This is a genomic window from Virgifigura deserti, from assembly GCA_003576685.1.
Classification (GTDB): Bacteria; Pseudomonadota; Alphaproteobacteria; order Dongiales; family Dongiaceae; genus Virgifigura; species Virgifigura deserti.
Genome location: QOZR01000014.1, coordinates 1 through 12515, shown reverse-complemented (window position 1 = coordinate 12515; position 12515 = coordinate 1). Strand labels below are relative to the sequence as shown.

Here is a 12515-nt window from a genome sequence, read left to right as displayed (position 1 = left end):
TGCTCAAGCGAACAACCCGTGCAGGTACCATCGTCCCGCCCCCTCCGACCCTTCGCGATAGAGCCAGAAGCGGCGGCCGTCTTCGTCCTCGACCTGGAAGTAGTCGCGGATCACATCAGATGACGCATCCTGGCGCGGCGCTCTCCACCATTCGGGGGCGATGCGTTCCGGTCCCCCGGCGCGGGCGACGCGGTGCAGCCGCGCGCGCCAGCGGAACAGGACCGGCGGATGATCGGGCAGCAGCGCCGTCACCTCGACAGGCTCGGGGCGCGCGAGCAGGCGCGACGGCCGTGGCGGCATCGGATGCCAAACACCGGATGCCCCCGGGTCGAGTGCCCTCTTCGCCGCCACGGCGCGCTCCGGCAGATGGCTTTCCCGGGGGCCGAAGCGGAGGATGGCAGCAAGGCCGGGCCGGTTGCCGAGACGGTCGACCAACGGCGCCAGTGCGTCATCCGCCGGGGTCCCGAGCGGCGCGCCTTGCCTGCCCGCGAGCCCTAGTTGCAGGGCAGGCAGGGGGGCGACCTCGAGAGCGGTCAGAGTCATCGCCTCGATACCGAAGCCGAGATCGAGATCTTCGAGCCGTTCCGCGAACAGCCGCTGCAGGGCGGCGGGATCGCGGGTCGGGCGGCTGGTACCGATGCGGGCGCGGCGCACGCCACCGTCGACCCGGTAGAGAGCCAGCTCGAGTCGCCGCGCGCCGAGAGCCGCTGCGGTCAGAACGCGGCAGAGTTCCGCGGTCGATCGTCGCAGCCCTTCGGTCAAACCCTCGATATGGAGGATCGGCTCGGCGAAGATCAGCCGCGCGACGAGATCCGCCGCCGGCGGGCGCGGCGAGATCGGCTCGGCGACACACCCCAGCGCCTGATCGAGACGGAGTCCCGGCGACGGCCCGAAGCGGCGCACCAGCGTTGCCCGCGGTATCGGATAAAGATCGACGATCCGCCGCAGACCGAGCCGGTCGAGCCCCTCTGTTACTTCTGGCGCGAGGCGCAGCGCGGCCACCGGAAGCGGTGCCAGCGCGGCCCGCGCCCCGCCTGGGACGAGGACGACACTCCCACCAGGACCGGTTGTCAGGGTATCGTCGATCGTCTCGCCCCCAGCAGCTCCATCCTTGAAACGCGCCAGTGCCCAGGCTGCGCCGGGCGTATCGGCAAGCGCCGCCCGTGCCGCATAGCCCCAGCGGCGGAACCGGCCGAGCAGATCGTCGAGCAGCGCCGCCTCGCCGCCGAAAAGATGGGCGCATCCGGTGACATCCAGCCAGAGTCCCGCCCCGTATCCAGCCCCGGTCCCGTCCTCCGCGGCTTCGACCGCCGTCCAGGGGCTGTAACGGCCACACCATTCGGCAAGGCGGGCAAGCGTCGCCGCTTCGCCCTCCGGATCGGCCGGCCGGACCGCGAGATCGGGCGCGAGTGCCCGGGCATCGGCAAGCGGCAGCCCGGGACGGAGTCCCGCCGCCGTGGCCCTCCGGTCGACGGCGACCACCATTTGCCGACCGCCGGCAGTCAGGACGGTGACGAGAGGCTTATCCTGTTCCGTCGGCAGCCTGCCGCGCGATATCCCATTGGAGGATGTCGTTGCGAGCCGGCGCAGCCGATCCGTCGCAAAGCGCGGCAGCCAAAGCGAAATCACCCGTCTCATCGCGCCACTCCACCAACCATTCGCCCGTCCTGCCGCCGCGGCACCGCAGCAGTTCCACCCGCCAGCGCGGCCGACCCAGCAAAGGCGGCCCCCCCACCGAGCCCCCCGAGGAGCCCTGGGCCGAACCGACACGTCTTGCCGCGCTCGGCGCCGCGGCAATGCGCCAGCGCGTCACGGCAGCACTCGCCCGCCCCGTCCCTTGGCCTGCCGAAGGAGGCGGCTGGCGACACAGGAGAAGTCCGGTCACGCCATGGGCCTCAGCCGCCAATTGCAGACGGCGACCGGCTGTCAGATCGAGGAGGTCCGATTCACACAGCACGGCCGCCAGAGCGGAACAGCGCATGCCCTCCTCCATCGCCGTAAGCCGGTCGGCGGGCCGTGAGGGATCGACCGTGATCAACCGTCCGGGGTCGAGGCCGAAAGCAAGTAACCCCGGCGCATAGAGTTCATGGCCGATCCACAGGATCGGCTTGCTGTCCGCGGCGAGCCGGCCGAGCAGCGCGGCACAGAAGCCGGTCGCGGCATCGTCACCCTCCACGGCCGCGACGATCTCATGCAGGCAGCCGAGGGACAGACCGCCGCCAAGCGCGTCGTCGATCGACGGTAACCCGAAGACCAGCGGCGGACGATCGGCAGCCACGCTCCCCTGCTCCAGTCGCCGCAGCATGGCCCGTAAGCCGGCCAGCCGCACCGCCTTGTCCAGATCGCCCTCCGGCCCCTCCATCACTCCCCTACGTCAATAGATGTTCTCTATTTGTTCTAGAATTGGGGCAGGCTGGAGTCAAGTAGATGCAGTAATCAATGGAGAATCGACCGTATGCCTGGGCTACCAGCCGAATTCCGACCTGAAAAGAGATTCCTCGCCAACCTTCGGAGGAACTTTTCGCTCCGTCCCCTGTTTGTTCCAGCGATTCCGGCCCGCAATTCCCAATTGTGAGGAGTCACCTCATGACTACCCGGACCGACTACGACTTGGACCGAGGCGCGTCGGCGCCCGTTACCACAGCCACCCCGATGACCAGCGCGCTCCGTCGAATTTCCTGGGGCGCCGTATTCGCCGGCGTCGTGATCTCGCTCATCACGCATCTGCTGCTGACGACACTGGGGCTCGGCATCGGCATGAGCACCATCGATCCGACCCGCGGCGGCTCGCCGGACGCCACCCCGCTCACGCTCGGGGCCAGTATCTGGTGGGCGGTCTCCGGCATCCTCGCCGCCCTCGCCGGCGGCTGGGTGGCGAGCCGCTTGGCCGGCATACCCGTCCGGACGGACGGCGTCCTGCACGGGCTGGTGACCTGGGCGGCGACCACGCTTGTCGTTATCTACCTGCTGACCAGCACGGCCGGCAGTCTCCTCGGCGGCGCCTTCGGCGTTCTGGGAAACGCCGTTTCGGGACTCGGCCAAGCGGCCGGACAGGCGGCGACCACGGCGGCCTCCGCCGTCACCGGCGGCGCGGGAAACCCCCTGGAAACCCTGCAGCAGCAGGCGCGTGACCTGTTGGCCGCCAATACGGACAACCCGCAAGCCGCCGCAGACTCCCTTACCGCGGCGCTCGCCCGCATCGCGGCCTCGGGCGGCGAGCCCTCACCCGCCGACCGGCAGACCGTCATCGACATCCTGTCGCAGCAGACCGGAATGACGCCGCAGCAGGCGGAGCAACGTCTGCAGGAATGGGTCAACAGCTACCAGCAGACCATGGCCCAGGCAGAGCAGCAGGCCGTCCAGGCCGCCGAGGCGACCACCGATGCGGTCTCGACGGCGGCGATCTCGAGCTTCATCGCGCTGCTGCTCGGGGCGATCGCCGGCGCGATCGGCGGCCGTATGGGCACGCCCCGCGAAGAGACGGTCCTGACAGCAACGACGACTACGCGCTATTAATGACGGTGCTCGGTGACGACATCCGGCCGGACGCTCACGGCTTCCGGCCGGTTTCGTCTTTCGAGCCATCGCCCTCGTCCTCGGCGGGTGTCGGAAGATATCGAGCCAGCATCCGCCCTTCCGACATCACGGTCACGCTCTGTCCCCGCGCCAGGGCCCCGACAACCATTCCGACCAGCGCCGCGATCTGACTCGCTGATAAAGGCGATGAGGCGGGCTCACCCGACGTCATCGGCAGGTCAGCATCCGGAGCGGCATCAAGGGGCGGCATTTCGGCAAACCTTGCAGGGCCATGCGTGTGTCGTCGCATCATAACAATGGCTTACCCGCCCTTCCACAGGATTTGGTTGATTACCTCCTTCCGACTCTCTCAAAAATTCCTTGAGTCTTGGTAGTGCCCTGGACAGGCGAGAGGCGATCCGGCACTCTCGCCGCCCATGCAGGAGTCGCTGGAAGTTCCGGGACAGTTCGGCCGTCTCGTCGGCTATCGCCTGATCGCCTGGCGGGAGGGATATGCCGAGGTCGCGCTGACCGTCGGCCCCGATCATCTGAACCGGACCGGCGTTCCGCATGGCGGGCTGCTGGCCACCCTCATCGACACGGCCTGCGGCTATTCCGGCTGCTACTGCACCGTGCCGGGCAACCGGCGCCGGGCGGTGACGCTCTCCCTAAACACACAGTTCGTCGGCCAAGCCCGCGCCGGTGACATCCTCACCGCCGTCGGGCGGGCAACCGCCGGTGGGCGCCGGATCTTTTTCACCCAATGCGAAGTCCGAGACCAGGCCGGCCGGCTGATCGCCCAGGGCGAAGGCGTGTTCCGCTATCGCTGCGGCAGCGAGACACCCGAAGGCGAGCCTGTCGCCGAAAGGTAGCTCCGCCCAAAGAATAAAGGCGGCTCCGAACTGGAGCCGCCGCTCTAAAGAATTTCGACAGTCTTGTTAGGCCGCGCGGCGACGGCGCAGCAGGCCCAGGCCGAGCAGGCCGGCGCCCAACCAGTGTAAGCGTTGCCAGCTCCGACACAGCAGTGGTGAGGCCGGCCACCGAGAAGTCATTGTCGAACCACTCGCCGTCTGGGCTGGCGCTGAAGACGATGCTGGAAACCAAGGTCGCGCCAAAAAATTAACCATTATATGCAAAGTCGATTGACACAAATTTGGCATTAGTTGCGGTTAATTTCTACCGGACGCACCCTCACCGCCCCTCAAACCGCGGCTTCTCCTTGGCGAGGAAGGCGCGGATACCGGTCCGGTAGTCCTCGGTCGCGCAGGCGGCGAAGCTTTCGGCGATCTCGGCCGCGGAGAAGGGCGCGGGGTCGAGGCAGCGGCGGGCGAACTTCTTGTGCCAGCGATGAACCAGCGGCGCGCCGTCGGCGATGCGCCGGGCGGCGGCCATCGCCTCCTCCGCCACCGCCTTGTCGGGTACGACGCGGCTGACGAGGCGCTTGTCATAGGCCTCCGCCGCATCGAAGACGCGCCCCTCGAGCAGGATCTCCAGCGCCGTGGCCCGGCCAACGAGCTCGATCAGTGCGGCGATCTCTGGATAGCCCATGGTCAGGCCGAGCCGCTGGATCGGCACGCCAAACCGGCTCGACCGGCCGCAGATCCGGAGGTCGCACAGGCTGGCGATCTCCAGCCCGGCGCCGACGCAAAGGCCCTGGATCATCGCCACAGTCGGCTGCGGACAGTCGCGCACCGCCCGCAGCGCCGGATACATCACCTCGGCATAGGCCTCCGCCTGCGCCGGCGTCGCTCGCAGGCTCTCGAACTCGGAGATATCGGCGCCGGGGCTGAAGGCCTGTCCGCCGGCGCCGCGCAGCACGACGCAGCGGACGCCATCGTCGGCGGCGACCTCCCGCATCACATCGCCGAGCCGCCGCCACATGGCGAGGTTCAGCGCGTTCAGCTTCTCCGGGCGGTTCAGGGTGACGGTGGCGATATCGCCTTCGCGGGCGAGCAGGACGACGTCGGACATGGTCGGACCTTTTCGAAGCAAGAGAGCGCCGCAAAGCTAGCAGCTATGAGACCCCACACAAGCGCCGCAAGCGCCGGTTGTCGCGGTCGCGCTTTGCCGATAGATAGAGGGCGCCTGACCGAAGGAGCCGACCGATGACTCTCCCGTCCCCCTCCCCCGCAGCGGCCGAGGCCGGCCGCACCACTGCCCGCATCCTGCTGGAGATCGAGGCGGTGCATTTCCGCCCGGACGACCCGTTCATCCTGACCTCCGGCCGGGCGAGCCCGGTCTATATCGACTGCCGCAAGATCATCTCCTTCCCGCGGGCACGGCGGAAGGTGATCGACATGGCGGTGGCGCTGATCGAGCGCGAGATCGGCTTCGAATCGATCGACGCGGTGGCCGGGGGCGAGACCGCGGGCATTCCCTATGCCGCCTGGATCGCCGAGCGTCTCGGCCTGCCGATGCTTTATGTCCGCAAGAAGCCGAAGGGCTTCGGCCGCGGCGCCCAGATCGAGGGCGCCATGCCGCCCGGCTGCCGCACGCTTCTGGTCGAGGATCTGGCGACCGACGGCGGCAGCAAGCTGAACTTCGTCCACGCGATCCGCGACGGCGGCGGTGCGGTGGCCGACGCGCTCGTCGTCTTCCACTACGGCATCTTTCCGCAGAGCGTGGAGACCCTGGCGGCCGAGGGCGTGCGGCTGCACGGGCTCGGCACTTGGTGGGACGTGCTCGCCGCCGCCGAGGAGTCCGGCGCACTCGATGCCAAGGGCATCACACAGGTCCGCGCCTTCCTCGAGGACCCGGAGGGCTGGTCCGCCAAGCATGGCGGGAAGGCGGAGTCGGCATAAACCGCCGCCCGATTTTGTTTCGCCGTCGGTGGTTGCTAACATCGGCGACAAACAACGTCGAAGGGAGGCGGCGATGGTGAAAATGCTGCCTGCATCGCTTCGTGCGATGCTCGGGGCGCTTGCGCTGCTGCTCGTCGCATCGGGTTCGGCCGCGGCGCGCGAGCAGCTCGTCATCGGCATGACGCAGTTCCCCTCCACCCTCAATCCGAACATCGATTCGATGATGGCGAAGGCCTATGTGCTGGGCATGGCGCATCGGCCCTTCACCGCCTATGACGCCGATTGGGAACTCGTCTGTCTGCTCTGTACCAAATTGCCGACGCTGGAGAACGGCCTCGCCAAGCTGGAGACTCTGGACGACGGGAGGCAAGGCATCGCCGTCACCTACAGCATCCATTCCGACGCCACCTGGGGCGATGGCGTTCCGGTCACGACCGAGGACGTGATGTTCACCTACGAGACCGGCGCCCATCCGCAGAGCGGCATCGCCAATGCCGAGTTCTATCGGCGGATCCTCCGGATCGACGTGAAGGACGACAAGACCTTCACGATGCATTTCGACCGGGTCGAGTTCACCTACAATGCGATCAACGATTTCGAGCTGCTGCCCGCCCATCTCGAACGCGACGCCTTCGCCGAGCCGGCCGAATATCGCAACCGGACGACCTACGATGCCGATCCCGCCAATCCGGGCCTGTGGTTCGGCCCCTATAGGATCGTCTCGGTGACGCCCGGCGCGCAGATCGTGCTGGAGCGCAACCCCACCTGGTGGGGAGAGCCGCCCGCCTTCGAGCGCGTCGTCGTCCGGGTAATCGAGAATACGGCGGCGCTGGAAGCCAATCTCCTGTCCGGCGCCATCGACTATATCGCCGGCGAGGTCGGCCTGACCGTCGATCAGGCGCTCGCCTTCGAGACCCGGCATGGCGACCGCTTCGATATCCTCTACAAGCCTGTGCTGTTCTACGAGCATCTCGACCTGAATCTCGAGAACCCGATCCTGGCCGACCGGCGCGTGCGGCAGGCGCTGCTCTTCGCGCTCGACCGGCAAAAGATCACCCAACAACTGTTCGGCGGACAGCAGCCGGTCGCATTCACGAGCGTGAGTCCGCTCGATTGGGTGCATACCGGCTCCGTGCCGCGCTACGCCTATGATCCGGAGCGCGCGGCAGCGCTTCTCGACGAGGCCGGCTGGACAAAGATGCGCGACGGCATCCGCCACAACGCCGCCGGCGATCCCTTGAGCCTGGAGCTGATGTCCACGGCCGGCGACCGCACCCGCGAGCTGGTGGAGCAGGTTCTGCAGAGCCAGTGGCGCGCGGTCGGCGTCGACATCCGCATCCGGAATCAGCCGGCCCGCGTCTTGTTCAGCGAGACGCTGAGCAAGCGGCAATTCGAGGGGATGGTGCTGTTCGCTTGGCTGAGCGCACCGGAGAACGTGCCGCGCACGATCCTGCATTCGGAAAGTATCCCGACGCCGGAAAACAATTTCACCGGCCAGAACTATACCGGCTTCCGAAACGCCAAGATGGACCGGCTGATCGACGCGATCGAGGTCGAGCTGGACCGGGCGAAGCGCGAGCAGCTATGGCACCGGCTTCAGGTCCTCTATGCCGAGGGGCTGCCGGCCCTGCCGCTGTTCTTCCGGGCGCAGGCCTTCATCCTGCCGCCGTGGCTCGATGGCGTGACGCCGACGGGACATTTGGACCCGTCGACGCTGTGGATCGAAGATTGGCGGGTGAGCAGCCCAGCCGAATAACATCGCGCTTTCGGCCCTTTGTATCACGACCTTGACACCGAGCCGCAAGCTAGCCTGTGATCGGGGGCTGCAGCATCATGAAAGCATGAAGAATGGCCCCGCGAGTCGATCCCGTAACAGCCGACGAAACCCTTCCCGCCCGCGCCGATGTCGTGATCGTCGGCGGCGGGATCATCGGTGTAAGCACCGCCCTGTTCCTTGCACAGAAGGGCGTCTCGACCGTGCTCTGCGAGAAGGGACATATCGCGGGCGAGCAGTCGAGCCGCAACTGGGGCTGGGTCCGCAAGATGGGACGCGACCCGCGCGAGCTTCCGCTGATCATCGAGAGCTCGCGTCTCTGGCAAGGCATGAACGAGCGGGTGGAGGCCGAGACCGGCTTCCGGAACACCGGCATCTTCTATCTCTGCGAGAGCAAGCAGGACCTCGCCAAACGCGAAGCCTGGCTCGCACACGCGAAGCCGTACCAGCTCGATTCGCGAATCGTCACCGGCGAAGAGTTCGACCGGCTCCTGCCCGGCTCGGCGGGGCGCTGGGCCGGCGCGCTCTATACCGCGAGCGACGGGCGGGCGGAGCCGCAGAGGGCGGCGCCCGCAATCGCCAACGCCGCAAGGCGGCTCGGCGCCACCATCCTCACGGGCTGCGCCGTCCGCGGCATCGAGACCTCGGCGGGCCGGACGGCGGCCGTCGTCACGGAGAAGGGGCGGATCGCCTGCGACGCCGTGGTGCTGGCCGGAGGCGCCTGGTCCAGTCGGTTCTGCCGCAATCTCGGACTGCGGCTCCCCCAGCTCAAGGTGCTGGCCTCCGTCATGCGCACGGCACCGGTCGATGGCGGGCCGGAGGCGGCAGCCTGGGGGCCGGGCTTCGCCTTCCGCAAGCGGCTCGACGGCGGCTACACGGTCGCGCATGGCAGCTCGAACGTCGCCGAGATCGTGCCCGACAGCTTCCGCTTCTTCTTCGATTTCCTTCCCGTGCTGCGAATCGAGTGGAAGGACATAAGGCTCAGACCCGGCAGGCGCTTTCTCGACGAATGGCGCATGCCCAAGCGCTGGGCGCTCGACGAGATTTCGCCGTTCGAGCGCGTTCGCGTCCTCGACCCCGAACCGGCCGCGGCGGATATCGACGCGGCGAAGGCGAACCTCGCGCGCGCCTTCCCGCTGTTCAAGGACGTTCCGATCGCGGAGCGCTGGGCGGGCCTGATCGACGCGACCCCGGACGCCGTCCCGGTCATCTCTCCCGTTGAGACGATTCCCGGCTTCTTCATTGCCACGGGCTTCTCAGGCCACGGCTTCGGCATCGGCCCCGGCGCGGGCCGGCTGATGGCCGATCTGGTCACCGGCGGCCCACCGGTCGTCGACCCCGCGCCCTTCCGGTTCTCCCGCTTCACGGACGGCTCGCGCCCGAGGCCGACGACAGGAGTATGAAACGGGCGCCGCTCGGATGATCCGCTTCATCCTGCAGCGGCTGGCCGAGACCGCGCTGGTGCTGCTGGTCATGTCATTCGTGATCTACGGGCTGATCAGCCTGATGCCGGGCGATCCGATCGACCTGATGATCGCCTCCGACCCGTCGCTGACGCCGGAGGATGCCGCCCGGCTGAAGGCGGTCTACGGCCTCGACCGGCCGCTGCATGAGCGCTATCTCGCCTGGCTCGGCGCGGCGCTGCAGGGCGATTTCGGCTATTCCCGGCTCTATGCCCGGCCGGTGCTGGAGGTGTTGTGGCCACGGCTCGGCAACACGGTCCTGCTGATGGGCGCGAGCTTCACCCTCGCCCTTCTGCTGGCGCTGCCGGCCGGCATCCTGGCGGCGGCGCGGCCGCACGGCCTGGGCGACAATCTCATCAATCTCGTTGCCTTCGCCGGCATTTCGATCCCGACCTTCTGGCTCGCGATCCTGCTGATCATCCTGTTCGCGGTGGTGCTCGGCGTCCTGCCGGCCGGGGGCACGGCGACGGTCGGCATCGCGCCCGGCAGTCTCGCGGCGCTGGCCGACCGGGCGACCTATCTGGTGCTGCCGGTCCTGACCCTGACGCTGGTCAGCGCCGGCACGCTGATCCGCTACATCCGGGCGGCGATGATCGAGGCGCTGCGCCAGGACCATATTCGCACCGCCCGCGCCAAGGGGGTCGGGCCGATACGGCTGCTGCTCCATCATGCGCTGCGCAACGCGATGATTCCGGTGGTCACGATCCTGGCGCTCGATTTCGGCACGCTGTTCTCAGGCGCGCTCGTGGCCGAGACGATCTTCGCCTATCTCGGCATGGGCAAGACGATCTACGACGCGGTGATGGGCAACGACTACAATCTGGCGCTCGTCGGCCTGCTGCTCGCGACGGCGGTGGTGCTGCTGGCGAACCTGCTCGCCGACCTCGCCTATGCCTGGCTCGATCCGCGGATCAGCTATCGATGAGCCGGGGAGTGGACAGGCAGGCGGATCGGATCGAGCCTCTCCTGAGCGCTGCGGCGCGGCTGCCGACCGGCGCAACCCTGCAACATGGGCGGTTGTGGCGGCGGTTCCTGCGTCATCGCCTGGCCGCGGCGAGCGCCGGGCTGTTGTTGCTTCTGGCGGTCATGGTGCTGGCGGCGCCGCTGATCGAAGCCTGGCTCGGCATCAACGCCAACGCTGTGGACCTCCTGAACCGGTTCCAGCCGCCATCGCCCGCCCACCCGCTGGGCACTGACGAGCTTGGCCGGGATCTTCTGGTGCGGCTGCTCTATGGCGGCCGGGTTTCGCTCGGGATCGGCCTCGTCGTCGCCCTGGCCGTCGGCGTGATCGGCACCGCAATCGGACTCGTCGCCGGCTATTTCGGCGGCCGCTTCGATGCGCTGCTGATGCGCTTGACCGACGGGGTGATCGCGCTGCCGCTGCTGCCGCTGCTGATCGTCCTGGCCGCGATCGACTTTTCCAAGCTGGGGCTGCCGGACGCCATCGCCGCGTCCGACCAGGCCAGCTTCTATCGCATGGCCATTCTGATCACGCTCGTCGGCTGGACCACCGTCGCGCGGCTGGTGCGGGGTGCCACCCTGTCGATGCGCGAGCGCGAGTTCGTCCGCGCAGCGGTCGCGCTCGGCGCCGGCCCGCTTCGGGTTATGGCGATGCATGTCCTGCCGAACGTGATCTCGCCGCTGGTGGTCGCGACGACGCTCTCGGTCGGCAACATCATCCTGCTCGAATCGGTGCTGAGCTTCCTCGGGCTCGGCATCCAGCCGCCGCTGCCGAGCTGGGGCAACATGCTGACTAACGCGCAGGAGCTGATCTGGGCCGCACCGGCGCTCGCGGTCTGGCCGGGGCTGATGATCTTCCTGACCGTGATCGCCTTCAACTTCCTTGGCGACGGCCTGCAGGACGCACTCGACCCCCGCGCGATCAACGGCTAGTCTTCCGAAGTTCTGAACCACAGAGGCACAGAGACACAGAGGGAATTTTTTACTTCTCCGTGTCTCTGTGCCTCTGTGGTTTTATCGTTCGGGCGTCAAAAGGCAGCGAGGCGATGAAGATCTACCCGGTCATTCTCTCCGGCGGCTCCGGCACGCGGCTGTGGCCGGTGTCGCGGGCGGCCTATCCGAAGCAGCTGATGCCGCTGACCTCGGAGCTGACGCTGCTGCAGGAGACGCTGCAGCGGGTCGCCGACCCCGCCCGCTTCGCCGCGCCGCTCGTCGTCTGCAACGACGAGCACCGCTTCCTGGTCGCCGAGCAGGCGCGTGAATTGGGCGGCGCACCGATCACCATCCTGCTGGAGCCGATCGGCCGCAACACCGCGCCCGCGATCGCGGCGGCCGCGCATCTTCTCGCCGCGCAGGATGGCGAGGCGGTGATGCTGGTGCTGCCGTCGGACCATTATGTCGCGGCGCCCGAGCGGTTCCGGGAGGCGGTCGACCAGGCCGTCCGCGCGGCGGATGCGGGCGCGCTGGTCACCTTCGGCATCGCCCCCGACAAGCCGGAGACCGGCTATGGCTACATCCGGCGCGGCGGTGTCCTCGACGGCTGTCCCGGCTGTTTTCGGGTCGACCGGTTCGTCGAGAAGCCCGACCGCGCGACGGCCGAGTCCTACCTCGCCGATGGCGGCTATGCCTGGAACAGCGGCATGTTCCTGTTCCGCGCCGCCCGCTATCTCGCCGAGCTCGCGCGGCTGGAGCCGGAGATGCTGGCGGCGACCCGCGAAGCCGTCGCGCGGGCGGTGCGCGATCTCGACTTCCTCCGCCTCGACCAGGAGGCCTTCGCCGGCGCGCCGGCGCGCTCGATCGACTATGCCGTGATGGAGCGGACCGACAGCGCCGCCGTCGTGCCGCTCGACATCGGCTGGAGCGACGTCGGCTCGTGGGCCGCACTGTGGGAGACGGCGGCGAAGGATGGCGCCGGCAACACGCTCATCGGCGACGTCCTCGCCGCCGGGCTCAGGAACAGCTACATCCGGGCCGAGAGCCGGCTGGTCGCCGCGGTCGGCC

At 68.2% G+C, this 12515-nt stretch carries 11 protein-coding genes; 8 read left to right on the top strand and 3 right to left on the bottom strand.

Annotated elements, in window-relative coordinates; genetic code table 11:
* Positions 1-3: 3 nt before the first annotated feature.
* Entirely contained in the window at positions 4-1638 is a 1635-nt protein-coding gene (locus DT069_RS20840) for a Y-family DNA polymerase (protein ID WP_119462273.1), read from the bottom strand.
* The gene (locus tag DT069_RS20835; protein ID WP_162913333.1) at positions 1523-2365 is read right to left on the bottom strand and encodes an ImuA family protein; all 843 of its coding nucleotides are present in this window, start codon (positions 2363-2365) and stop codon (positions 1523-1525) included. The genes DT069_RS20840 and DT069_RS20835 overlap by 116 nt, the downstream gene beginning before the upstream one ends.
* Before the next feature lie 221 nt (positions 2366-2586).
* Between DT069_RS20835 and DT069_RS20830 the strand changes: the two genes are divergently transcribed.
* On the top strand, positions 2587-3516 hold the full coding sequence (locus DT069_RS20830) for a PhnA-like protein (RefSeq protein WP_162913332.1): 930 nt from the start codon (positions 2587-2589) through the stop codon (positions 3514-3516).
* A gap of 437 nt (positions 3517-3953) precedes the next feature.
* On the top strand, positions 3954-4388 hold the full coding sequence (locus DT069_RS20820; RefSeq protein ID WP_119462269.1) for a PaaI family thioesterase: 435 nt from the start codon (positions 3954-3956) through the stop codon (positions 4386-4388).
* Between the two features lie 319 nt (positions 4389-4707).
* Here DT069_RS20820 and DT069_RS20815 read toward each other — a convergent pair whose 3' ends face one another.
* Positions 4708-5487 (bottom strand): enoyl-CoA hydratase/isomerase family protein, encoded by a 780-nt coding sequence (locus tag DT069_RS20815; RefSeq protein ID WP_119462268.1) that lies wholly within the window; start codon positions 5485-5487, stop codon positions 4708-4710.
* A gap of 134 nt (positions 5488-5621) precedes the next feature.
* Here DT069_RS20815 and DT069_RS20810 point away from each other — a divergent pair, with 134 nt between their 5' ends.
* From DT069_RS20810 to DT069_RS20785, 6 genes are all read left to right on the top strand, one after another.
* Positions 5622-6317, top strand: coding sequence for an orotate phosphoribosyltransferase (locus tag DT069_RS20810; RefSeq protein WP_119462267.1), 696 nt, complete (start codon positions 5622-5624; stop codon positions 6315-6317).
* Positions 6318-6390: 73 nt separating this feature from the next.
* Positions 6391-8073, top strand: a complete 1683-nt coding sequence (locus DT069_RS20805) for a peptide ABC transporter substrate-binding protein (RefSeq protein WP_119462266.1) — start codon at positions 6391-6393, stop codon at positions 8071-8073.
* 92 nt (positions 8074-8165) lie between these two features.
* The gene (locus DT069_RS20800) at positions 8166-9494 is read left to right on the top strand and encodes an NAD(P)/FAD-dependent oxidoreductase (protein ID WP_119462265.1); all 1329 of its coding nucleotides are present in this window, start codon (positions 8166-8168) and stop codon (positions 9492-9494) included.
* A gap of 16 nt (positions 9495-9510) precedes the next feature.
* Positions 9511-10479: an ABC transporter permease gene (locus DT069_RS20795; protein WP_119462264.1), complete on the top strand. Its 969-nt coding sequence runs from the start codon at positions 9511-9513 to the stop codon at positions 10477-10479.
* Positions 10476-11447 (top strand): ABC transporter permease, encoded by a 972-nt coding sequence (locus tag DT069_RS20790; protein WP_119462263.1) that lies wholly within the window; start codon positions 10476-10478, stop codon positions 11445-11447. Before DT069_RS20795 ends, DT069_RS20790 begins: the two co-directional genes overlap by 4 nt.
* A 113-nt stretch (positions 11448-11560) precedes the next feature.
* On the top strand, positions 11561-12515 hold a 955-nt coding region (locus tag DT069_RS20785), incomplete at its 3' end, for a mannose-1-phosphate guanylyltransferase/mannose-6-phosphate isomerase (protein WP_119462262.1).

Coding starts and splice junctions, on each gene's coding strand:
- DT069_RS20820 (WP_119462269.1), top strand. CDS start 3,954: ATGCAGGAGTCGCTGGAAGTTCCGGGACAGTTCGGCCGTCTCGTCGGC.
- DT069_RS20815 (WP_119462268.1), bottom strand. CDS start 5,487: ATGTCCGACGTCGTCCTGCTCGCCCGCGAAGGCGATATCGCCACCGTC.
- DT069_RS20840 (WP_119462273.1), bottom strand. CDS start 1,638: ATGAGACGGGTGATTTCGCTTTGGCTGCCGCGCTTTGCGACGGATCGG.
- DT069_RS20795 (WP_119462264.1), top strand. CDS start 9,511: ATGATCCGCTTCATCCTGCAGCGGCTGGCCGAGACCGCGCTGGTGCTG.
- DT069_RS20800 (WP_119462265.1), top strand. CDS start 8,166: ATGGCCCCGCGAGTCGATCCCGTAACAGCCGACGAAACCCTTCCCGCC.
- DT069_RS20810 (WP_119462267.1), top strand. CDS start 5,622: ATGACTCTCCCGTCCCCCTCCCCCGCAGCGGCCGAGGCCGGCCGCACC.
- DT069_RS20790 (WP_119462263.1), top strand. CDS start 10,476: ATGAGCCGGGGAGTGGACAGGCAGGCGGATCGGATCGAGCCTCTCCTG.
- DT069_RS20805 (WP_119462266.1), top strand. CDS start 6,391: ATGGTGAAAATGCTGCCTGCATCGCTTCGTGCGATGCTCGGGGCGCTT.
- DT069_RS20830 (WP_162913332.1), top strand. CDS start 2,587: ATGACTACCCGGACCGACTACGACTTGGACCGAGGCGCGTCGGCGCCC.